Annotated in this window: 26 protein-coding genes; 21 read left to right on the top strand and 5 right to left on the bottom strand. The window is 33.9% G+C overall.

Annotation, left to right across the window (positions count from 1 at the left end):
- The first annotated feature begins 771 nt into the window (after window positions 1–771).
- The 7 genes from OMO38_RS00920 to OMO38_RS00890 are packed head-to-tail and all read left to right on the top strand — an operon-like array spanning window position 772 to window position 5,956.
- Entirely contained in the window at window positions 772–1,446 is a 675-nt protein-coding gene (locus tag OMO38_RS00920) for a MarR family winged helix-turn-helix transcriptional regulator (protein ID WP_264748370.1), read from the top strand.
- A 1-nt stretch (window position 1,447) separates the two neighbouring features.
- Window positions 1,448–2,911, top strand: a complete 1,464-nt coding sequence (locus OMO38_RS00915) for a phytoene desaturase family protein (RefSeq protein ID WP_264748369.1) — start codon at window positions 1,448–1,450, stop codon at window positions 2,909–2,911.
- An 11-nt stretch (window positions 2,912–2,922) separates the two neighbouring features.
- Window positions 2,923–3,759, top strand: coding sequence for a phytoene/squalene synthase family protein (locus OMO38_RS00910; protein ID WP_264748368.1), 837 nt, complete (start codon window positions 2,923–2,925; stop codon window positions 3,757–3,759).
- Window positions 3,760–3,786: 27 nt separating this feature from the next.
- The gene (locus OMO38_RS00905; protein WP_264748367.1) at window positions 3,787–4,254 is read left to right on the top strand and encodes an SRPBCC family protein; all 468 of its coding nucleotides are present in this window, start codon (window positions 3,787–3,789) and stop codon (window positions 4,252–4,254) included.
- 1 nt (window position 4,255) lies between these two features.
- Window positions 4,256–4,714 carry a sterol desaturase family protein gene (locus OMO38_RS00900; protein ID WP_264748366.1) on the top strand — a complete coding sequence of 153 codons (459 nt, stop codon included), beginning with the start codon at window positions 4,256–4,258 and terminating at the stop codon, window positions 4,712–4,714.
- Between the two features lie 4 nt (window positions 4,715–4,718).
- Window positions 4,719–5,435: a lycopene cyclase domain-containing protein gene (locus OMO38_RS00895; protein WP_264748365.1), complete on the top strand. Its 717-nt coding sequence runs from the start codon at window positions 4,719–4,721 to the stop codon at window positions 5,433–5,435.
- A 41-nt stretch (window positions 5,436–5,476) separates the two neighbouring features.
- The gene (locus tag OMO38_RS00890) at window positions 5,477–5,956 is read left to right on the top strand and encodes a hypothetical protein (protein ID WP_264748364.1); all 480 of its coding nucleotides are present in this window, start codon (window positions 5,477–5,479) and stop codon (window positions 5,954–5,956) included.
- 74 nt (window positions 5,957–6,030) lie between these two features.
- Here the strand turns inward: OMO38_RS00890 and OMO38_RS00885 are convergent, their stop codons facing one another.
- Window positions 6,031–6,738, bottom strand: a complete 708-nt coding sequence (locus OMO38_RS00885) for a DUF421 domain-containing protein (protein ID WP_264748363.1) — start codon at window positions 6,736–6,738, stop codon at window positions 6,031–6,033.
- 139 nt (window positions 6,739–6,877) lie between these two features.
- Window positions 6,878–7,147, bottom strand: coding sequence for a hypothetical protein (locus OMO38_RS00880; RefSeq protein ID WP_264748362.1), 270 nt, complete (start codon window positions 7,145–7,147; stop codon window positions 6,878–6,880).
- 188 nt (window positions 7,148–7,335) lie between these two features.
- Between OMO38_RS00880 and OMO38_RS00875 the strand changes: the two genes are divergently transcribed.
- From OMO38_RS00875 to OMO38_RS00825, 11 genes are all read left to right on the top strand, one after another.
- Window positions 7,336–7,713, top strand: coding sequence for a DoxX family protein (locus tag OMO38_RS00875; protein ID WP_264748361.1), 378 nt, complete (start codon window positions 7,336–7,338; stop codon window positions 7,711–7,713).
- A gap of 95 nt (window positions 7,714–7,808) precedes the next feature.
- On the top strand, window positions 7,809–8,972 hold the full coding sequence (locus OMO38_RS00870; RefSeq protein WP_264748360.1) for a cytochrome-c peroxidase: 1,164 nt from the start codon (window positions 7,809–7,811) through the stop codon (window positions 8,970–8,972).
- 206 nt (window positions 8,973–9,178) lie between these two features.
- Window positions 9,179–9,673, top strand: a complete 495-nt coding sequence (locus tag OMO38_RS00865) for a hypothetical protein (protein WP_264748359.1) — start codon at window positions 9,179–9,181, stop codon at window positions 9,671–9,673.
- Window positions 9,674–9,777: 104 nt separating this feature from the next.
- A complete protein-coding gene (locus tag OMO38_RS00860; RefSeq protein ID WP_264748358.1) occupies window positions 9,778–10,929 on the top strand; it encodes an ABC transporter ATP-binding protein in 1,152 nt (383 codons plus the stop codon).
- A 21-nt stretch (window positions 10,930–10,950) separates the two neighbouring features.
- Window positions 10,951–12,858, top strand: a complete 1,908-nt coding sequence (locus OMO38_RS00855; protein ID WP_264748357.1) for a hypothetical protein — start codon at window positions 10,951–10,953, stop codon at window positions 12,856–12,858.
- Between the two features lie 66 nt (window positions 12,859–12,924).
- Complete coding sequence (locus OMO38_RS00850) at window positions 12,925–13,449, top strand: Crp/Fnr family transcriptional regulator (RefSeq protein WP_264748356.1); 525 nt, start codon at window positions 12,925–12,927, stop codon at window positions 13,447–13,449.
- Between the two features lie 51 nt (window positions 13,450–13,500).
- Window positions 13,501–14,037: a DinB family protein gene (locus OMO38_RS00845; RefSeq protein ID WP_264748355.1), complete on the top strand. Its 537-nt coding sequence runs from the start codon at window positions 13,501–13,503 to the stop codon at window positions 14,035–14,037.
- A 100-nt stretch (window positions 14,038–14,137) separates the two neighbouring features.
- Complete coding sequence (locus OMO38_RS00840; protein ID WP_264748354.1) at window positions 14,138–14,743, top strand: DUF2911 domain-containing protein; 606 nt, start codon at window positions 14,138–14,140, stop codon at window positions 14,741–14,743.
- A gap of 17 nt (window positions 14,744–14,760) precedes the next feature.
- Entirely contained in the window at window positions 14,761–15,291 is a 531-nt protein-coding gene (locus tag OMO38_RS00835) for a GNAT family N-acetyltransferase (protein WP_264748353.1), read from the top strand.
- A 189-nt stretch (window positions 15,292–15,480) separates the two neighbouring features.
- Window positions 15,481–15,849: a cupin domain-containing protein gene (locus OMO38_RS00830; protein WP_264748352.1), complete on the top strand. Its 369-nt coding sequence runs from the start codon at window positions 15,481–15,483 to the stop codon at window positions 15,847–15,849.
- Window positions 15,850–15,851: 2 nt separating this feature from the next.
- Entirely contained in the window at window positions 15,852–16,082 is a 231-nt protein-coding gene (locus OMO38_RS00825) for a hypothetical protein (protein ID WP_264748351.1), read from the top strand.
- Between the two features lie 205 nt (window positions 16,083–16,287).
- On the opposite strand, the gene OMO38_RS00820 is transcribed toward OMO38_RS00825, so the two are convergent.
- The 3 genes from OMO38_RS00820 to OMO38_RS00810 all read right to left on the bottom strand — a co-directional run bounded on the left by OMO38_RS00820 (window position 16,288) and on the right by OMO38_RS00810 (window position 18,002).
- Window positions 16,288–17,031, bottom strand: a complete 744-nt coding sequence (locus tag OMO38_RS00820; protein WP_264748350.1) for a dienelactone hydrolase family protein — start codon at window positions 17,029–17,031, stop codon at window positions 16,288–16,290.
- A 129-nt stretch (window positions 17,032–17,160) separates the two neighbouring features.
- Window positions 17,161–17,496 carry a hypothetical protein gene (locus tag OMO38_RS00815; protein ID WP_264748349.1) on the bottom strand — a complete coding sequence of 112 codons (336 nt, stop codon included), beginning with the start codon at window positions 17,494–17,496 and terminating at the stop codon, window positions 17,161–17,163.
- A gap of 74 nt (window positions 17,497–17,570) precedes the next feature.
- Window positions 17,571–18,002, bottom strand: a complete 432-nt coding sequence (locus OMO38_RS00810; RefSeq protein WP_264748348.1) for a type I restriction enzyme HsdR N-terminal domain-containing protein — start codon at window positions 18,000–18,002, stop codon at window positions 17,571–17,573.
- An 8-nt stretch (window positions 18,003–18,010) separates the two neighbouring features.
- Here OMO38_RS00810 and holA point away from each other — a divergent pair, with 8 nt between their 5' ends.
- The 3 genes from holA (at window position 18,011) to trxB (ending at window position 21,298) form a co-directional block, all read left to right on the top strand.
- The gene (holA, locus tag OMO38_RS00805; protein WP_264748347.1) at window positions 18,011–19,048 is read left to right on the top strand and encodes a DNA polymerase III subunit delta; all 1,038 of its coding nucleotides are present in this window, start codon (window positions 18,011–18,013) and stop codon (window positions 19,046–19,048) included.
- A 76-nt stretch (window positions 19,049–19,124) separates the two neighbouring features.
- Window positions 19,125–20,111 (top strand): hypothetical protein, encoded by a 987-nt coding sequence (locus OMO38_RS00800; protein WP_264748346.1) that lies wholly within the window; start codon window positions 19,125–19,127, stop codon window positions 20,109–20,111.
- A gap of 245 nt (window positions 20,112–20,356) precedes the next feature.
- On the top strand, window positions 20,357–21,298 hold the full coding sequence (gene trxB, locus OMO38_RS00795) for a thioredoxin-disulfide reductase (RefSeq protein WP_264748345.1): 942 nt from the start codon (window positions 20,357–20,359) through the stop codon (window positions 21,296–21,298).
- Window positions 21,299–21,358: the final 60 nt, after the last annotated feature.

The raw sequence follows: 21,358 nt of genomic DNA, 5'->3' as shown, positions 1-21,358 counted from the left end.
TTTAAAATTGCATTAAGCAATTAATTATTTTAATTTAAAATTGATAGTCATTCAAGAGTAAACCTGATAACTATCGATTTTGTTTTTTAAATATTATTCTTTTCATAAAAAAGACAGAAAAAAATTCACAGATTTCCTGCTTTCCTGAAAAGATTCATAATAAGTACGATATTAATATTGTTTTGGATTTGGCTTAACTCTAAATTATTTTTTCATAAAAATTGTGATCTACCTGATGTTATATCTGCAAAGTTATCAAAAATAGTTATCATTAAATTTAACATTTTTCTGATTCCTAATTGACAGGAAAATAAGTAAAGTAAATTTACATATAAATCTTTTATGTTCAAATAATTTTTTGAGAGTCACTAAAATTATACCAAATAAAGTTAGTCATTAATATGAGTCTTTTCTATTATTTAATATAAAACATTAAAATAATAAAATATTAACAGCTAACAGACTCATTTTATGAATGATTACACAATGCAATTTGGATTTATTTAAGAACTTAGTGAAGTAAATTTAATACAAATATAAAATTATTGTTATTTATTCTACAAGATAACTGCGTAATTTCGATAGCTAAGCAATTCTGAAACTTAATAGATAAGATGCTTTCATTTGTAGTATCCTAAAATTTCCATCAAATCTTATAATTCTCATTTTATAAAAAAAGAGAGATTATGGAACCATTTTTGATAATAATATTTTATAAATAAACTTATAGTAAATATTAATGTTTATTTATAAACTATTTAATTTCATAAGATGGATTTTGATTTAGTAAAAGACACGCTTACATTATTGGAGGAATTTAATTTGACTAATAAAAGTTCAAATTATCCTTCTACGATCGATGGTTTTAAATCATGGATTTTCGATCAGGAATCAACAAAGCATACTGTGCATATTCAAGATTTCCATTGGGACGGCAAGGAAAATGGCCGAAGCGCAGAAAGTGTTATCAGCACATTATTAGTTCATCTAAACCGTTACGCAAAAACATATTCTAAATCTGCTATCTCAGATTCCGACTTCTCAACTCAGGAGGATTTTATTTATTTGATTAATCTTAAATCTTTCGGTGCTATGTCAAAGACCGATTTAATTAAAAAAAATATCCACGATAAACCCGTAGGAAATTTAATTATTAATCGTCTCCTAAAGCACGGTTGGATTGAGCAGAACAACTCAGATTTTGACAAAAGGATTAAGTTAGTTCAAATTACCAAAAAAGGTATCCAGTCTCTCGAAAAACAAATGTATAAAATCCGTAAGGCCACTAAAATTGTCTCGGGGAATCTTACCCAATCTGAAAAGACTGAATTGATCAGAATTTTGAACAAGTTGGAAAATTTTCACCATCCCATTTACAGTAAGAATATTGACAGTAAAGATTTGATAGAGACTGTTTACAGAGATTTTTCATTTGAAAATAATTAATATGAGTAAGATAGCAATTATAGGATCAGGATTTTCAGGTTTGTCTGCTGCTGCTTATTCTGCGCAAAAAGGTCACGAGGTACATGTATTTGAAAAAAACGGCAGTCTGGGAGGTCGAGCCAGAAAATTAATTACAGATAACGGATATACTTTCGATATGGGTCCAAGCTGGTACTGGATGCCGGATATTATTGAGAATTTCTTTACAGACTTTAATAAAAGAACTTCAGATTTTTTTGAATTAGTTCCTCTGAACCCTCAGTTTGAAATGGTTTTTTCTGATGGAAAAATGCAGATTCCGCATGACTATGATGAGATGAAAACTCTTTTTGAAATTACTGAAAAGGGTGCAGGAAAGAAGCTGGATGACTTTATGAAAGATGCCCAGTACAAATATGAAGTGGGCATGAAAGATTTTGTCAACAAACCCTGTCATTCATGGTTTGAATTTGTTTCTCCAAAGATTGCTAAGAGTGCTTTAAAATTAGATCTACTTTCAAACTTCCATAAATTCGTCAGAAAATATTTTAAGAATCCAAAACTGATTATGCTGATGGAATTTCCGGTGATCTTCTTGGGAGCCGCTCCAAAGGATATTCCTGCATTATACAGTTTGATGAATTACGGTGGTTACAAACTTGGAACATGGTATCCAATGGGAGGATTTTCAAAAATCATCGATGCAATGTCTGAAGTTGCAAAAGATCAGGGTGTGAAATTTCATCTGAATTCCAATATAGATTCAATAAAAATCAATCAAAATAAAGCAACGGCAGTTTCTGTCAATGGAACAGATATTGAATTTGACACGGTGATAGCATCGTCAGATTATCATCATACAGAAAACAGCTTAATTCCAAAAGAATACAGAAACTACAGCGAAGACTACTGGAAAAAAAGAATCTTTGCACCTTCTTGTTTGATTTACTATTTAGGATTTAGAGAAAAAATTCCAAATCTCAAACATCACACTTTGTTTTTTGAAAATGATCTTGATCTGCATACGACAGAGATTTATGATGATAAAAAATGGCCTACAAAACCACTGTTTTATGTCTGTTGTCCGTCAAAAACTGACTTGAACGTTGCACCTGAAAACTGCGAAAATGTTTTTCTTTTAATGCCGGTTGCGACTGGATTGGAAGACAGCGACGAAGTAAGAGAGAAATATTTTGACGAAATGATTCTGAGACTCGAAAAACACACAGAAAGTTCAGATTTAAAATCAAAATTAGATTATAAGAAAAGCTACTGCATTAAAGATTTCAAGGAAGATTATAATGCATACGAAGGAAACGCTTACGGATTAGCCAATACACTTGCCCAAACCGCAGTTTTAAAACCTTCTTTAAAAAATAAGAAAATAAGCAATTTATTTTATACCGGACAGCTGACCGTACCGGGACCCGGGGTTCCGCCAGCGATTATTTCGGGAAAAATTGCAGCTATCGAAGCCACCAAATAACCAAGAATGCTATGAAAACACTTTATGACGATCTCTCATACAAGATCAGCAAACAGACTACCAAACAATACAGTACAAGTTTTTCATTAGGGATCTTGGCATTGTCACCAAAAATCAGAAACTCAATTTACGCTATCTACGGATATGTACGTCTGGCAGATGAAATTGTAGACAGCTTTCACGATTTTGACCGCTCTACTCTACTTTCCCGTTTCAGAGAACAGACCAATCAGGCGCTTGAAGAAAAAATTTCTCTAAACCCTATTATGCAGTGTTTTCAGGAAACAATTCACCTTTACGAAATTGATGTTAAATTAATTTATCAGTTTCTGGACAGCATGGAAATGGACCTTCAGAAAATTGATTACAATTCAGATTTATACAAACAGTACATCCTGGGTTCTGCAGAAGTTGTAGGTTTGATGTGTCTTCATATTTTTGTTGATGGAAACAAGGAACAGTATGAAATTTTAAAACCTTCTGCTATGAAATTGGGTTCAGCTTTTCAAAAAGTAAATTTCCTCCGGGATCTGAAGGACGATTATCAGGTTTTGGGGAGAACTTATTTCCCGAATGTTGACATTTCTTACTTTGACAATTCGGTAAAAGAACATATTGAAAATGATATTCAACAGGAATTTAAAGAGGCTTTAGAAGGAATTAAAAACCTTCCGAACTCTGCAAGATTTGGTGTTTACCTGGCTTACCGATATTACATTTCTTTATTCAGAAAAATTAAAAGAACTCCTGCCAAAAAAATCATTAATCAACGAATAAGAATTTCTAACGGAAGAAAATTTTCTCTGATGATGAGCAGCTATGTTCAATACAAAATGTCTTTTTTATAGAATTTAAATTTACTTCAAAACATTAAAATGGTACATCAGCTTAAAAGGGAACAACAGATAAACTGCGATATAGAAACTGCCTGGAAATTCTTTTCTGCAGCTAATAATCTTTCTAAAATCACTCCAAAAGATATGAACTTCATCGTTCGAACAAAAATGGAGAGTGATGAAATTTATGAAGGAATGATTATCGATTATTATGTTTCTCCACTCTTTGGAATTAAAATGGACTGGCAAACAGAAATTACACAGGTCAATCACCACAGAAGTTTCACCGATTTTCAGAAAAAAGGGCCATATAAACTGTGGAATCATTTTCATGAATTCATTCCCAACGAAAAAGGTGTTCTGATAAAAGACACTGTAGACTACGAACTTCCACTGGGATTTTTGGGTGAAATTGCACACAAACTTCTTGTTAAAAATAAAGTAGAACACATTTTCAGCTACCGCTTCAATATTTTGGAAAAAATGTTTAACCAGAAACAAAACTAATATGAATTTTTTGATTGTAGTTGCTACATTTTTTATCATGGAAGGAATTACGTGGATGGTGCACAAATATATTATGCATGGTTTTCTATGGACGTTGCACCGGGATCATCATGACCACAGCAATGAAGGGCACATGGAAAGAAATGATTATTTCTTTGCCATTTTTGCTATTCCTACAATTGCTCTAATGTATTACGGAACGGTGAATAATTTCAATGCATACTTCTATATTTCTATAGGGATCACTCTTTACGGGATGGCCTATTTTTTTGTACATGACATCTTTATCCATCAACGTTTTAAATTTTTAAGAGATACTCAAAATCCTTATCTGCTTGCGATAAGAAGAGCTCATAAACAACATCACAAACATACCGGAAAAGAAATGGGAGAATGTTTTGGTTTCTTATGGGTGCCTATAAAATATTTCAGAATGTATTTCAATAAAAACAAGAAATAAAACCATGTGGCAGTACACCTATCTCGCAATCAACTTTTTCACTGTGATGATATGCTTTTTGTTTTCATTTCATCCGAAGATAAAATTTCACAGACATTTTAAAGCATTTTTGATGGCTTCAACTTTGGTAGCTGTCTTTTTTATTGCCTGGGATGTTTGGTTTACTAAAAATGGAGTTTGGTGGTTCAACGACAGATATTTAATTGGGAAAAGACTTTTCGGGCTTCCTGTTGAAGAGCTGATGTTTTTTATCTGCATTCCTTTTTCATGTGTTTTTACATATTTCTGCTTAGATAAATTTTTTAAACTTGACTGGAAAGTAGATATAGAAAGAATATTTGTAATTATCTCGATCACTCTTCTGCTTTGCTTATCTGTTTATTTCGAGCAGAAGATCTATCCTTTTGTAACATTTTTAACAACAGCAGTCAGTCTTTTTGTTCTGTATTTCATTTTAAAAGTTCGATGGATAGGTAAGGCATCTTTTATTTATTTAATTCTAATGCCAGGCTTTCTCGCAGTAAATGGAATTTTAACTGGAACAGGTCTCGATTCACCTATTGTCAATTATAATCCTAACAAAATAATCGGGCTTCGAATTTTCACTATTCCAATCGAAGATACGGTTTACGGATATGAAATGATATTGTGGAATCTGTTTTTTTTTAGTTTATTTAAATCCAAAGAAATTACTACGGATCAGCATTTTGAAAAAAAGTAAAAAATTTTCTTTTTTTTAATCAATTTCATACCACATGAACAATGCGAGGCATAGTATTTGCAACGCTTCTTGGAGAAACCACTTATACCACAAATATTATGAACGTTACAGATTTAAAAATTAAAAATCTGGTAGATTATAGAGGCCAGATTTTCACAATTACAGAAATTTTCCAGAATGAAAACAGTAATTATTCTGTGAAGATTGAAAACGATTATCAGTGTCTGGCTGTACCAGCAGATTCTATTAACCCTATAACTATAAATGAAGATTGGCTAGTGAAATTTGGATTTTTGAGAACTTACAGTTCAGATCACAGAATTCGCTATGAGAGACCTGAGACATTTATAAAATACGATATTGATTTAAGTTCTAAAAAGATCGTAGATGGCCTCAAGATTTATGGAAATACCATTAAATGTAAATACATCCACGAGTTTCAGAATATTTTTTCAAGCCTTTTCGGTAAAGAAACAGGAATCTCTATGAAAAGTATTTTTAAAAACGAAGCAATTGCTTAAATTGACCAACTCAAATTATATATATCTTCATTACAGAAATCCTCAGCTTTGGCTGAGGATTTCTTTTTTTAGCATTAAGTTATTCTTCTTTTATTACTGGCTTCAACCCACTTTTTCTTACCACAGTTTTTACAAACTCCTGCCTCACCCGGATACTTTTCTTCTGTATATCCACAGAAAGTGCATGAATAGTGACTCTTATGGTTAACGGAATGCAGCGGATGATCAAGTGAGTGCGGCATCACGGGGAGACCATATTTTACATCCTGTTCCTCATAGAAAAATATACTGATGTCGCCAGAAGTTTCTTCGATGGCGGTTTCTATCTGCCCAAGGTGCGAAACGCCTTTCAGTCTCAGTTCTGAAAAAAATTCGTCGCTTCCCAGATTTTCTTTCTTAAAATTATCAATAGAAAAAACTCCGTTCTCGATCAGGCAGATCGGTTTACCTTCCAATATAATTTCGATTTTTTTAAATCTTCCTATACAGTATGTTAGCAAACTGTAAAATAATATAATCACGATGAAGACCATGATTGAGGACATAATTCCCACATCTTTGTAAAACATCGGGTCACCCGCGGCAGAACCTAAACCGATAATGACGACCAGTTCAAAAACAGAAAGCTGCTTCACTCCCCTCTTCCCCAGCACACGTAAACCGATAATGATGGTAAGAAACATAATGACTGTTCGCAAAACGATTTCAAGCAAAAATATCCATTCTTCGCCGCCGAGAAAAAATTCTTTCCAGTTAAAATTTAATAAAACCGAGAGATACATAAGTTATAATTTCAAAAATTGTTGTCAAAAAATACGCCAGCGAAACATCTTTTACAAAAAAACCTCCGAATCTAAATTCAAGATTCGAAGGTTCTCACTTTTAATATAAATGTTCTAAACTTTTGATAAGTAAAAAAAATTAGTTTTTCAAATCGAAATACGGTCCGTACTTGCTCTGCTGAATTATTTTCATAAAATCATCAAATGCAGGATATCTTATTCCGGTTGCAATGTCGATTACAATTTTGTTGAGATTGGGTTTTATTTTTAACCGAATCTGATCAAAACTGTAATTATCAGCCTCACACAAAAAACTTTTTATTTCACTGAATTTAATGCTGTCTATTACAGCTGTCTTTTTCGTCTTCTGAACCTGCTTTTCGTCCAGAAAAAATTTAATTCGTTCCATAAATTTTAGATTTGGTAGTGATTGCTAATATACGAAATTTTAGCGAGATAATTATGATTACAGTCACATTATCAGAATAATATAGTCACCGTTCACAAAAATTTCCCATAATATATTGGATGTTTTAAAATAGATATCATGGCTTAAGTGGTCTGGATTTTGTCTTACCAGTTTTATAAAATATTATTATGGACAGTAAGAACATTTCAAGAATAGCTCTCGGCACAATGCTGATAACAGCAGGAATTGCACATCTCACTTTTGCAAGAAAAGATTTTCAGGCTCAGGTTCCAGATTGGGTTCCTTTAAAAAAAGATGACACCGTAGTCTACTCCGGTGTAGTTGAGATTGCTTTGGGTGCAAGTATTATTGCAACCCCGAAAAAATACAGAAGTCTGTTAGGAAAAATTACAGCCGCATTTTTCACAGCAGTTTTCCCCGGAAATATATCTCAGTATAAAAATAGAAAAGACGCATTTGTGTTAGATACTGACAACCGAAGAATGGCTAGACTATTTATGCAACCACTGCTTGTAGCCTGGGCTCTCAAATCAATGAACAAATAATTTATTTGTAATCAGATAATTTTAGATAATCCCAATCAATAATTTTCCACATCAATATTCAAGAATGATTATTTTTGTGGAAATTATATTTAAAAATGAAGAATGCAGTAAGCTGGGCTTTGGTTTTATTTTTAACCATTACCCTACTCAATAACTGCTTACAGACCAAGACCTACAAAGAAATCAGGGAAAAACAGTCTTTCGTTGATCAGTTAAGACTTGCATATTCTTCAGGAGATCTTACAAAATGGCCAAAACCAATATTGGATCCATCAAAACCTTTATTTTCCGAAATTGGTTATTTACCAAAAGTTATATTTCCGGCAGACAATCCCTATTCAGAGGATAGAGCTTCATTGGGAAGAACCCTTTTTTACGATCCACGACTTTCCAATTCCAACCAAATTGCCTGTGCTTCATGCCACGATCCTGAACTGGGATGGACAGACAATAGAAAATTTTCTTTCGGCCATGACAGACAACTGGGATCTCGAAATGCAATGACGATTATGAACAGCGCTTTCGCAACATCTCTTTTTTGGGACGGACGAGCTGCAACGCTTGAAGATCAGGCTAAGATGCCCATTGAAGACTCGAGGGAAATGCATGAGCACATCGATATAGCTACTGAAAAGATTGTAAAAGTAAAAGGTTATGAAATGCTTTTTGAAAAAGCTTTCGGCGACAAAAAAATTACAAAAGACCGCATTGCCAAAGCTATTGCTACTTTCGAAAGAACAGTTATCAGCCCGGCAAGTAAATTTGATCGATTTATTGATGGTGATAAAGATGCATTTACAGACTATGAGGTGATGGGTCTTCACCTTTTCAGAACGAAGGCTCAGTGCATGAACTGTCACAACTCCGGATATTTTTCCAATAACCAATTTGAAAATGATGCAACTTCTTTATTAAGTTCAGATGAGGAGGATTTGGGTCAGTATCTGATTACTAAGAAAACTGCGGATGTAGGAAAATTTAGAGTTCCCTCTTTGAGAGAAGTCGCAAAAACAGGCCCATGGATGCACAATGGCTCGTTTAATACTCTGACTGAAGTTATAGAATTTTACAGCAAAGGAAATCCTGAATCTTCAAAAAACCGCTCCACCATTCATGAAGGCGCTGTACTGAATTCCGAAAAATCGCACCTGTTGAAACTTTTAGATTTGACAAAAGAAGAGATCGCACAGCTGGAAGCATTTTTAGGAACTCTCAGCACACCAACGACAAGACCGGTTCCCCCGAAGATGCCTAAATAATTACAATCGAAGATTTATTACAAATCTTTTAAGAATAGCTAGTGCATTTTTTTAAAGGCATTTTTGAAGCTGAAAAATATTCTACTTTTTTTTCTAAAAGTTTGTCACCGTAAAAATTGTAATACCCTACCCGATTTTTTTTGATTAGTTCTATTGTTTTGTTGCAATAGTAATTTTTTTTAAATTTAATTTCAAAAAACACAACAATGAAATATCAGGCTACCTCAGAAAAATTTACGCATTTCAAAATATCGAAAGATAACAAGCAGATCGGTCAGTTGATCTATAAAAGCTGGTTTAATTTCAACGCCGAAATTGAAATTTTAAATTCAAAATATCATATTGTGCCCAAAGGTTTCTGGGGAACCACCGTGGAAGTTCTTGACGGAAAAACTGTTTTACTGAAATTCACCATGAACTGGGACGGAAATATCGTCATGAATATCTATTTTAGTGATGTTGAAAAAAATTACACCTTCAGCCACAAAGGTTTTCTCAGGGAATCATTTGTGCTGAGCGACGAAAAAGGAATGGAACTTTTGGTCATGAAACCCAATATTCAGTGGCGAAGTATGAAATACGATTACCACATCAATACTTCTGAATTTTTTGAAACATTCGATGAAAAAAATATCCTGCTTCTCACTTCCCTCCACTGTGCTAATTATTATATGTCGATGATGATGGGAATGGGTATTTAATATTTTTTACGTTTTTTAGTGTAAAAGCTGCAATAAAATTTCTCTTTCAATGGATATAATTTGCTTTTAAATTTTATCTATATTAGTTCAACCAAAATAGCCAAATGACGAAACATCAACGACGTGTGAACGAAGTTCAGCATTTTTTCGATAATAAAGATACCGTTTTGGGTTTCAGAAAACTGCTCGACTGCGCCATGGATACGCAAAACATGGATATTTACAGGGAAGCCATCGAGCTTACAGACTGGAAAGAAAAATTTCCGACCTACACCGACGAACTGATTGAAAAATCAAAAATTCTGCTCGAAAAAATTGAAAAAATCCCTGTGCATGAACATGCTGTGGAAAAATCTGTACTTCGTGCAAGAAATATTTTAAAATCCTATGGCAGCAACCGATTTTCACTCGGTCCCGTTTCGATGGAGATTAACAAAGGGCAGGTCTACGGTTTGGTGGGCGAAAACGGAAACGGAAAAACGACGTTGCTGAGAATTTTGGCGAAAGAAATTTCCTTTAATGAAGGCGAACTCCACTATTCGTTTAATACTGAACCCAAAGATGAATTCGACCTATGTACAAAACTCGTCTACATCCCACAGCGAACGGAAAAATGGTATGGAAGTCTGAAGGATAATCTGAAATTTGTGCTTTCAAATTATGGTGTGAAACCCGAAGAAAACGAAACCCGAACGCTGATGATGATCGCACGCCTCGGACTTTGGAATTACAAACATCTGAAATGGAGCGAACTTTCGTCCGGATACAAAATGCGTTTCGAACTGGCAAGAACACTGCTCAGACAACCTGAAATTTTGCTCCTGGATGAGCCGCTGGCGAACCTTGATGTATTGGCACAACAGGTTATTCTGGAAGATTTAAAATCGATTGCCAACTCGGTCAACAATCCGATTGCTCTGATTTTGAGTTCGCAACAATTGTATGAAGTGGAAAAAGTTTCAGACAAAGTTATTTTCCTGAAAAACGGTCATTACAAAGATAATTCTGAACTGAATAATTCCGAAAATGATGGTTTAATTATAGAAATCGACACGCAAAGTTCAAGAGAAAATCTGCTGGAAGTTTTCAAAGCTTTTCAACTTGAGAAACTGAACTTTAATGGTGGAGTTTACGTCGCATATTTCTCTGCAGATACCGAGTTTTATGATGTGATGTCAGCGCTTGGAAATGCTAAAACCGACATTGTCTACATCAGGAATATTTCATCTTCCACCAGAAGGTTTTTCGTTAATTAATTCCTCATTAATTCAATTACAATGCAAAAAATCAATCAATTCAATCAATATCTGCTTGAGAAATATCCGACCATTTGGAATACCAAAATTGTCTGGATGCTTTTGGCGGGAATGATCGTTCATATCTTATTTTTCATAATCGGTTATGTGTCACACATCAACCCGAAATCCCTGCAAAAAACGGAAGTGATTGATGATTATTACCATGACGGAATTATTTTTGTTCACCTGATCATTTCCATTCTGATGATCGTAGGATGGCTGATTATGATGTTTAAAAATAATGCTTTCAAAAACTTTTATCCCAATTCTAAAGGAAAATTGTTCTCTCAGTTTGTTCAGTATTTTGTAATTATTTTTGTCTGTACCACTTTTTATTTCTCGTACATGATTGGTTTCAGGATGTATATCAATAATAAATATCCTAATGCCGAGATGAAACAGAAGATTGAAACCATCAACCTCGGGAACGCTTTTCTCAGTCAGAACTTGGAATTATATACTCTCGATAATAGGCTTTCACCAAAACCTTTTTACGATTTGTATTGTGAAACAGATATCAAAAAAGTAGACCGTACGAAGAAGTATTTTGTGTATTACAACAGGGTCTATCAGTACTTTTCGGTGTATTCGAAAACATCTTACCAGAAAGATAAAAAGAATAATTTTATCATTCCCCAACCAGAAAGAGATGAAGATAAAGAAGTGATCTACAGAAGAAATGATAACGATACATCTGAGACATTTTACTTTAAAAAAGATGTGGTAGATGTTTCTTCTTATATAAAAACGACTAGTCTAAGTTTCTACAATTTTTCAGAAGTGTTTTATGATTACAAATCTAATGGTGACACTTTCTTAGACAGCTATAGTCTGTATAATAACAATCCTGACAATATTGAGTATAAAAGGAAGAGAGCAATTATTAATAAAAAGACATCCGAACTTTTAGATAAAAAAAGTTCTGCTGAAGTAGAAAAATTATTATCTCAATTCCTGAAAATATCCAATCAGTTTGCCATTGAAAATAATCTGGATGCTAAGCAGTGGACAAAAATGGTTTATGCAACGACAGATTTCAGTGTGCGATATTTCACTAAAAAATATAAACCTTCACCTGGTGAACAATATGATGTAAATAGCAGGCCTAATACTGCCGAAGGAGACTACGAAACAGTTGCTGTTGATTCCGAAGTAAGTGCTTTAGATGCTGATGCAGCCATCGTTAATCAAGATGGTGAGATCGTGACTGACAGTATTCTGATCAGAGATTTCAATCCAGCGATGATAGAGCAGATTTCACCGGAAGATTATTTCAAGAAGAACACTACAGATTATTATTACTATACCGACAACCTGAAGGACTTTCTGAAAAGTGTAGACTATGTAAAATCTTACGATTTCTTCTCCGGGAATATTCATATTTATCTTTGGATAGCGTTTTTCTTATCGACATTTATTTTAAGTTTCAGAATTACTGGCTTAAAATCACTGCTGTTCAGTGTTATCAGTGCAGGAGTTCTGCTTTTGGTCGGGGTATTAGCAACCTCGCTTTTTTCCGTTTCTGTACAAAGACACGAAGAGTATTTTGCCACATATTTAGCTTTAATTATATCAACTGCTATTCTCCTGATTCCTCTAACAATGATGACTAAATTTAATAAGCTCATCACCTCAATTTTTGTCAATATTTCACTGAATGGATTTGTACTGTTTGTTCTGCTGATCTTTATTCTGATTTCAATGTATCAGAGAGACGCTTGTCGCGGAACAGTTTATGATCCTGATCGAGGTGTTGCTTACGAAGATTGCCAATCTATTATAGAGTCACTTGAATATATGCTCAGTTACATTCTCTTAGTAGTAGGATTTATTTTTATCTACTTCTACTCAAAGATCCTGCTGAAGTGGAAAGCCAGACCGGAATAATTTTTTGAACTATAATCAAAGCCTCATGAGTTTTTCTTGTAAGGTTTTTACAAAATATGACAGGAAATGAATATTGTTGAGACCTTACTTAACGCAGACCTATTTAAAAATACAAAAACAGTTGAAAGACATTCTTTTATAAGTCTGGAAGATGATATTGATACAAATATTTATTTTGTAGAAAAAGGAAGCTTGAGGATATTTATCAGAGATGAGTATGAAGAACGAATAATTCGTTTTGGATACACCGGAAATATTATTGTAAGCCTGGATTCATTTTTGTCGGGCAATCCCTCAAGTTTTTGTATTCAGGCAATTAAAAGGACTGAAATAAAAATCGCATCAAAGAGAGACTTCTATGAATTCATAAATTCTTCAGACGAAAATTTAAAATTATGGTCAATTATTTTGGAAGATTTGATTTTGCAACAAATTGAAAGAGAAAAAGATTTATTGATTAATTCTCCAAAAGAAAGATTTTTGAGAGTTTTAAAAAGAAGTCCGCAACTTTTTCAGGAAATTCCTAATAAATATATTGCCAATTATCTCCGCATGAGTCCGGAAACTTTGTCAAGGCTTAAAAAATCTTGATTGCAATCAAGATTTATAATTTTTTAAAACAGGAAATTTGCAATAAAAATTATGAAAATTCAGTCCCAGCAATTGCTTAATGATTTAAAAAAAATCACCGATGAAAATTTAGAATTTGCTGAAATACTCCTACATGAATCAGATGCAAAACTCAACTTCAGAGCATCTGAAAAAAGCTGGAGTATTTTAGACTGTTTAGAACATCTTAATCTTTACGGTAAATTTTATCTGCCCGAGATTGATGAAAGAATCCGAAAATCAAATACAAAATCGAAAGATATTTTCATCTCCGGTATTTTAGGTAATTATTTTGCTGAATCTATGCTCCCAAAAGAAAAATTGAATATAATGAAAACATTTAAGTCAATGAATCCTATGGGAAGCAATCTTGACAGAAGTGTTATTAAAGAGTTTATCTCTCAGCAAAAACAAATAAAAACTTTTTTAAGTGATGCCAATAAGATAGACTTAAACAAGGTCAAGACCAGTATCAGTATTTCGAAATTGATCAAATTAAAATTGGGAGATACATTTCGTTTTGTTATTTATCATAACTGGAGACATATTGAGCAGGCTAAAAGAATTTAAAGCATTGAAAAAACATCTAGTCTTAATTTAACAAATTTTATCAAACTCAAAAACCAATTTATCCTATCCATTTTGTAATTTTAGCGAAATTTAAAATAAAGTGAAAAAGTTATTATTTGCAGTTTGCATATCGGCTTCGGCTTTCAGTTTTGCACAGGATTATTCGGTACCGGCAGCCAGTCCGCGTCAGAAGGTTGAACAGCAGTTTTCTATGTCTAAAATCAGTATTGATTATGGAAGACCAGGCGTGAAAGGGAGAAAAATCTTTGGAGAACTGGTTCCTTACGGACAGGTTTGGAGAGCGGGTGCGAACTCATCTACAAAAATCACCTTCGGTCAGGCAGTGAATTTCGGCGGAAAAATGGTTCCGGCAGGAACTTACGGATTGTTCATCGTACCGACGGAAAAAGACTGGAAAGTGATTTTAAATAAAGATTTCCAGCAATGGGGAGCGTATACGTATGATGCTAAAAACGATGTGGTGGATGTGACGGTTCCTGTAAATAAATTGGCTGACAAACAGGAGTGGTTTGAAATTACCATTAATCCAACAGACGAAAACTCGGGAAATCTTGTTATTAAATGGGATATGGCTCAGGCTGAAGTAGCTTTGAAGCCGGCAAAACCTGATGCAGTTACTAAAATTGCTGAAAAATTAAAGGAAATTAAAAAAATAGAAGCCGACGCTGCCAAAACAAAAAGTTAAGAATAAAATTTCTAAAGATGAATTTTTCTATACAGCCTGTTTTGGAAAACGGAGAATACCAATTAATCCCCTTGCTGCAAGGGGATTTTGAGTTGTTATATGAGGTGGCTTCCAATCCGAAAGTCTGGGAGCAACATCCCAATAAAGACCGCTACAAAAGAGAAGTTTTTGAAAACTTTTTTAAAGGTGCAATGGAAAGTCAGGGCGCTTTTAAAATTGTAGAAAAGTCAACCGGAAATATTTTGGGAAGTACGCGTTTTTACGATTTTGATGAAGCTAAAAAAAGCATTTTCATTGGCTATACTTTTTACGGAACCAACTCCTGGGGAAAAGGCATCAATCCACAAATTAAAAAACTGATGATGGATTATATTTTCCAGTTTGTTGATACAGTCTATTTTCATATCGGAAAAGAGAATTTCCGTTCACAGATTGCTTTGGAAAGATTGGGAGGAAATAAAATTGCTGAAGAAGAAATTGCCTATTTTGGAGAACCGACACGAACAAATTTTGTGTACGAAATAAAAAAGGAAATTCATTTTGGTTAAAATTAGTTTCGCGCAGATTTTGATGATTGAGCAGATTTAAAAAATGTATTTTTTTGTTCCGCTTAATTTACAAAATGCTAAATGTATCTTTAAAAATGTTTTGTAAACTTTTATAAGTGAAACGGCTTTGTGAAACGCTAAAAGATTTAAAAAAAAACTTTGTGACCTGTGTTTAAAAATACAAACAATATGAAAAAATATAAAATTCAGAAATCACCTTTCACTGTCCCCACCAACGACGGAAAACTGATCGAAGAACACTGGGGAAACTCAACTCAAACTCCGAATATTTCAATTGCCCACATGGTTGCGCCACCTAATTGGAGCGAATCCCATCAAACTCCGGAATTCGATGAATTTACGGTCATTATTTCAGGTAAAAAGAAATTTGAGATCGATGGTGAAGAGGTTATCTTAGAGAAAGGACAAAGTATTATGATTGAAAAAGGAGCAAGAGTCCGGTACAGCAATCCATTTGCAGACATCTGTGAGTATATTGCGATCTGTCTCCCTGCGTTTTCGATGGATTTGGTGAATAGAGAGCAGAAAAATAATTAATTATGGGATTACAGATATGTCCAAAATGTAAGGAACGGTCTTTCACGTGGTTTATCAGCGGGAAAACCCAGTTGACAACTTGGAGCTGTTTCGATTGTGATTACGAAGCAAAACAGACTGACAACGAAGAGCAGGTTTGCGAAAATTGCAAAGAGACATCAAAAATTAAATTGAAAGACAAAGAAAAAGAATATTCGTGGTGTTCAAATTGCAATACGACCAGTGAATTATGAACAGAAACAACCTCAAAACTGAGGTTGTTTTTATTTTATATTCTGTAAATTATTAGTGTTTATGTGTATCATCATAACACTGAAGCTAGCAGTCATTAGTAATTCAGGTGGAATCTCAACACTCTGAAAATTGAGCAGTTTAGCTTCCTTCGGAATGACAAACATACGTGCAAAAACTACTCTATTTTTATAAAAGATATAGAAATTATTTCAAAATTTCTTTCAAAAACATCAACGTGTGATTCCAGGCTCTTTTTGCCATCACAGGATTGTAATCTGCAGATTTAGGATCAGTAAACGTGTGTTTTGAATTAGCATAAGTGATGATCTGCCAGTCGGCTTTTCCTTCATTCATTTCTTTTATCAGGTTGTTATAATCTTCGGGCGTTACACCTTTATCCTCTGCAGGATTTTCCACTAAAATTTTAGTTGAGATGGCATCATTCGGTCTTGACTGATCTTTTCCAAGACTGCCATGAATGGAAACAACTCCTACCACAGGCAGTTTTCCTCTCGCAGATTCCAAAGCTCCGGTTCCTCCGAAACAGTAACCGATAACTGCGATTTTTTCAGGAATGGCTCCGTTTTTCTTTAATTCTTCTAAAGCCAAAGAAATTCTTTTCTGATAAGCTGCAAAATCTTTCTTATAAAACCCAGCAGTTTTTGCCGCTGACTCATTGTCGGTCGGTACATTTCCTTCCCCATAAATGTCAGCTATGAATGCTACATAACCCTGTTTTTCCAAATCGGCAGCGGCGGTTTTTGCTTCGTCATCAATGCCTTTCCATGCTGGGAGAATAAGAACTCCCGGAAGTTTCTTCCCTGCATTCGATGTTACCAATCCGTTGAGTTTTTGTGAACCGTCTTGATAGGAAACTTTCTTAAGATTTTGGCTGAAAAGTGTTGCCGAAGCAAGCAAACTTGCGCTGATGAATATTGATTTTATCATATTTTGTCATTTAAGAACAATGTACGCAAATACCATGCACAAATTTCACAAAAAAAAATACTGATAGTATAAAAATAATCAAATTTGTAAATAGAAGCGAATAGGGCATCACTAAGATACTTTAATTTTCTACTCTAAACATTCCTTCCAAGCAAGCAATATTTCTTTCCAATCGTTTAGGGGTATTATTCTTTTATCAAAACCTTCCTGCCACAATTCAAAATGAGTAGGCGTTATATGTGCAAACCAATAATTTCCCATACCGCATCCATAATCTGGATCTTCAATTAGCGAAAAATTACCAGAAATTGCTAAATCCAAGTCAGCAATGAACTCATCCACATCATCAGGATGTCTATAATTATAAATGTAATTAGCAATGGGATTTCCTGAAATAATTCCATGAAATTTCTCGAATGATTTTTGCATGGTCAAACCATATTTTTGCAGTAGTATATCGTTCAATTATAAAATATTTAAATATGATATTCGCTTTATAAAATAAATTTAGAAATCTAAATGCGGGTTATTACTACAAATTACTCAGCTCTATAAAACTGATATTCTCCATCCTCATAATACGCATTAATATGCTGCAAACCATTCGTTAAAACAATTTCAGAAGCTCCGATTATTGAATTGTATCTTGCAGTTTGTTCGAAAGTTTTTTCAGTAAGTTTAATTTGTGGAGCTTTACATTCAATCAGAATTTTAGGCTGTGCTTTTTCCGTTACCAATAGGTCGATTCTTTTGGTTAAACCATTTAAAACGATCTTTTTTTCTGTAATTAAGGCGGATACAGAGTAGGATTTTACCGTAAGATAATAATGAATCCAATGCTGTCTCACCCACTCTTCAGGCGTCAGCAAAAGGTAAGTTTTGCGAACCAAATCATAGATAAAAAACTTATCTTTGTCTTTCTTGAATTTAAAATCAAAAGTTTCCTGAAAATTGAGTTTGGGAAGTTCCATTTAATAAGATGAAAGAATTAGATTTAATCCTCAAAAATATTAAAAATAAAGAAGTTTTACCGATTTATTTTTTCCACGGAGAAGAACCCTATTTTATTGACGTTGCTGTAAAAGCCCTTGAACACGACTTTTTGGAAGAAGACGAAAAAGCTTTTAATCAAACAGTAACGTATGGTAAAGATACCACCTATCAGGAAGTGCTTTCTTTAGCGAGACAGTTTCCGATGATGGGCGACAAGCAGGTGATTATTGTAAAGGAAGCGCAGGATCTGAAATTTAATGATGAAGAAAGCAGAGCTTTGGAAATGTATGTTGAAAACCCTGTACCTTCGACGGTTTTGGTTTTTGCTCACAAGCACAAGAAGCTTGACAGCCGAAAAAAGGTTACCAAAACTTTAACAAAAACAAATGCGCTTTTTCTGAGCGAATCTTTTAAAGATCACAATCTTCCAAAATGGATTGCTGATGAATGTTTAAGACTGAAAATAAAAACAGCTCCGAATATTTCTCATCTCCTTGCAGAATATTTGGGAAATGACCTCTCCAGAATTTCCAACGAATTGGGAAAGCTGAAAATTATTTTAAAAGAAGGTCAGACTTTAGACGGGACGATCGTTGAAAACCACATTGGTATCAGCAAGGAATTCAATGTTTTTGAACTTCAGAAAGCTTTAGGTACAAAAAACGCGAACAGTGCATTTAAGATTGCTCATTTTATGGGTAAGAATCCTAAAAATAATCCTTTTGTGATGTTGCTTTCGAGCCTGTACAATTATTTCTCAAATGTAATTATTTACAGTACCATGATTGGCCAGTCGCCCCAGTTAATTGCTTCTCAAATGGGCGTTAATCCTTATTTTCTGAAGGATTATGCTGAGGCAGCGAGATTGTATCCTTTAAAACATTCTACCCGAGTTATTTCTATTTTGAGAGAATTTGATATGAAAGGAAAAGGTCTAGGCGCCGTGAATATGAGTGAGGCAGAATTGATAAAAGAATTGGTGTATAAAATCATCAATGTTGATAAGATTAAGATGAAAGTTTAGTGGTGAATGGTGATGCTCAATTTTGCGATGCATATACCTTTCTTACTTTTTATTTTTAAACTTTAATTATTTAACAATGATAAAAATAAAGTTTCTATCTGCTGTTTTAATTTTGTTTTTTCAGTTATTCTATTCGCAATTCAAATTAAAATCAATTTCTCCATCCATTAACCAAGAGGACTCTTTAAATGTTAAAATCATTGAAACTGTAGAGAGATTTTTAGAAACTCAGGATCCGAAATATTGGCTTGAATCTGATTTTAAAAGATTTAAATCTCCTTATTACGAAATTATTGGTATTGAAAGTGGAAAGATGGAGAGCAACTTCTATCAACCTTCATTAATGGAAATTATTCCAACAAATGAGGCCGATAAGAAAATTGTGAAAATAGCTTACATAGGCTATAATGAGAAAACGAAATCAAATTTGATTAAAGCAATCTATAATATAATTGCTGTAAAAAGAAATAATGAAATTTTCTTAAGTAAATACATTGATTATTACACTAAAGATTGGATCATCAAAAAAGAAGACAACATTACTTACTACGTTTCTCCAATGAAGACGTATCATATTGAAGAAGCTGAAAAACAGAGAAAAGACATCATTCAACTTTCCCATTTTTTTAAGATCGAAAAGTTTCCAATATTATATTATTCAGCAACTTCCCCTGAAGAGGTTTTCAAACTGAAAGGATTTGATTATCATCCGATGATGTACGCTGATACGTCCGGTGGTTTTGCTGCAGATTATGGTATTATCATCTCTGGAAACAACTCGGAATATTACACTCACGAAATTGTTCATCTGTATACTGCCAAACTTTTTCCAAAGATTGACCCTTTTTTTGATGAAGGTATGGCAACGTATTTTGGCGGAAGCGGAAAGTTTGATTATCAATGGCAAAAAGAAAAATTAAAGAAATTCCTAAAAGAAAATCCGGATTTTGATGTTTTGAAACACCTTAATATTTACGAAAGATTATATTTTGAAAAAGAAACTCCGATACCCTACGTGGTATCTGCAGTTCTTTGCGAAATGATCATTTCTAAATTTGGTTAAGAAAGGCTATTCTCAGTTTTCAAAAACGGAACTTTAGCTCAAGAAGGACTTATACATTTTTATGAAAATAAAAATAATATTAATATGGAATTAAAAAACTTTTTAAAACTTAATCCATGATTGAATTTTATAATCGACAGCCAACATATTTGATATTGACAACTATCATTAATTTTACTTTAATAAAACATTAAAAATTACGAACTTTGTGGTCTTAAAATTAAAATCTTTTTGAAAAGAGAATTATGGAAGAAAATATTTTAGATTGTGTGATCGTAGGATCTGGACCTTCTGGTTTTACAGCAGCAATTTATGCAGCGAGAGCAGACCTGAAACCACAGTTATATACAGGTTTGGAACCGGGTGGACAATTAACGACGACGACTGAGGTTGATAATTTCCCTGGTTATCCTGCAGGAATTACGGGTCCGGAAATGATGATGGATCTGCAGAAGCAGGCAGAAAGATTTGATACAAAAGTACATTACGAAATGATTACCAAAGCCGAATTTTCTAAAGAAGTTGGCGGTGTTCATAAATTATATGCTGGAAATAAGGAACTTTTCGCTAAAACTGTAATTATTTCCACCGGCGCCACGGCAAAATATTTGGGCTTAGATGACGAAAAAAAATACAACGGCGGAGGCGTTTCTGCATGTGCAACCTGTGACGGTTTCTTCTACAGAGGAAAAGATGTTGTAGTTGTAGGAGCCGGAGATACTGCTGCTGAGGAAGCAACTTACCTTGCGAAACTCGTTAATAAAGTGACGATGTTGGTAAGAAAAGGTGAATTCAGAGCCTCAAAAGCGATGATTCACAGAGTTGAAAATACACCGAACATTGAGGTGAAATTTTACCATGAATTAATTGGTATTGAAGGTGAAAATAATTTAGTTGAAAGAGCAGTTGCTATCAACAATCAAACGCAGGAAAAATCTACGATTGATGTTCACGGCATATTTATCGCTATTGGTCATAAGCCGAATACTGATATTTTTGTGGGACAAATTGATTTAGACGAAAACGGATATATCGCAACAGAAAAAGGATCTACAAGAACCAATCTTCCAGGAGTTTTTGCTGCAGGAGATGTTCAGGATCACATCTACAGACAGGCAATTACAGCGGCAGGAAGCGGTTGTATGGCTGCAATGGATGCAGAGAAATATTTGGCAGAATTGCATTAATTTTTAATGTACAAAATATAATAACGCACCTTAATGGGTGCGTTATTTTTTACTTTGCAA

The organism is Chryseobacterium kimseyorum (assembly GCF_025971945.1).
In the GTDB taxonomy this organism is placed as follows: Bacteria; Bacteroidota; Bacteroidia; order Flavobacteriales; family Weeksellaceae; genus Chryseobacterium; species Chryseobacterium kimseyorum.
Note: the sequence above shows the minus strand (reverse complement) of the source record. Positions and strands in the feature narration are given on the sequence as shown.

Coding starts and splice junctions, on each gene's coding strand:
- OMO38_RS00920 (WP_264748370.1), top strand. CDS start 772: ATGGATTTTGATTTAGTAAAAGACACGCTTACATTATTGGAGGAATTT.
- OMO38_RS00915 (WP_264748369.1), top strand. CDS start 1,448: ATGAGTAAGATAGCAATTATAGGATCAGGATTTTCAGGTTTGTCTGCT.
- OMO38_RS00910 (WP_264748368.1), top strand. CDS start 2,923: ATGAAAACACTTTATGACGATCTCTCATACAAGATCAGCAAACAGACT.
- OMO38_RS00905 (WP_264748367.1), top strand. CDS start 3,787: ATGGTACATCAGCTTAAAAGGGAACAACAGATAAACTGCGATATAGAA.
- OMO38_RS00900 (WP_264748366.1), top strand. CDS start 4,256: ATGAATTTTTTGATTGTAGTTGCTACATTTTTTATCATGGAAGGAATT.
- OMO38_RS00895 (WP_264748365.1), top strand. CDS start 4,719: ATGTGGCAGTACACCTATCTCGCAATCAACTTTTTCACTGTGATGATA.
- OMO38_RS00890 (WP_264748364.1), top strand. CDS start 5,477: ATGCGAGGCATAGTATTTGCAACGCTTCTTGGAGAAACCACTTATACC.
- OMO38_RS00885 (WP_264748363.1), bottom strand. CDS start 6,738: ATGTATCTCTCGGTTTTATTAAATTTTAACTGGAAAGAATTTTTTCTC.
- OMO38_RS00880 (WP_264748362.1), bottom strand. CDS start 7,147: ATGGAACGAATTAAATTTTTTCTGGACGAAAAGCAGGTTCAGAAGACG.
- OMO38_RS00875 (WP_264748361.1), top strand. CDS start 7,336: ATGGACAGTAAGAACATTTCAAGAATAGCTCTCGGCACAATGCTGATA.
- OMO38_RS00870 (WP_264748360.1), top strand. CDS start 7,809: ATGAAGAATGCAGTAAGCTGGGCTTTGGTTTTATTTTTAACCATTACC.
- OMO38_RS00865 (WP_264748359.1), top strand. CDS start 9,179: ATGAAATATCAGGCTACCTCAGAAAAATTTACGCATTTCAAAATATCG.
- OMO38_RS00860 (WP_264748358.1), top strand. CDS start 9,778: ATGACGAAACATCAACGACGTGTGAACGAAGTTCAGCATTTTTTCGAT.
- OMO38_RS00855 (WP_264748357.1), top strand. CDS start 10,951: ATGCAAAAAATCAATCAATTCAATCAATATCTGCTTGAGAAATATCCG.
- OMO38_RS00850 (WP_264748356.1), top strand. CDS start 12,925: ATGAATATTGTTGAGACCTTACTTAACGCAGACCTATTTAAAAATACA.
- OMO38_RS00845 (WP_264748355.1), top strand. CDS start 13,501: ATGAAAATTCAGTCCCAGCAATTGCTTAATGATTTAAAAAAAATCACC.
- OMO38_RS00835 (WP_264748353.1), top strand. CDS start 14,761: ATGAATTTTTCTATACAGCCTGTTTTGGAAAACGGAGAATACCAATTA.
- OMO38_RS00830 (WP_264748352.1), top strand. CDS start 15,481: ATGAAAAAATATAAAATTCAGAAATCACCTTTCACTGTCCCCACCAAC.
- OMO38_RS00825 (WP_264748351.1), top strand. CDS start 15,852: ATGGGATTACAGATATGTCCAAAATGTAAGGAACGGTCTTTCACGTGG.
- OMO38_RS00820 (WP_264748350.1), bottom strand. CDS start 17,031: ATGATAAAATCAATATTCATCAGCGCAAGTTTGCTTGCTTCGGCAACA.
- OMO38_RS00810 (WP_264748348.1), bottom strand. CDS start 18,002: ATGGAACTTCCCAAACTCAATTTTCAGGAAACTTTTGATTTTAAATTC.
- holA (WP_264748347.1), top strand. CDS start 18,011: ATGAAAGAATTAGATTTAATCCTCAAAAATATTAAAAATAAAGAAGTT.
- OMO38_RS00800 (WP_264748346.1), top strand. CDS start 19,125: ATGATAAAAATAAAGTTTCTATCTGCTGTTTTAATTTTGTTTTTTCAG.
- trxB (WP_264748345.1), top strand. CDS start 20,357: ATGGAAGAAAATATTTTAGATTGTGTGATCGTAGGATCTGGACCTTCT.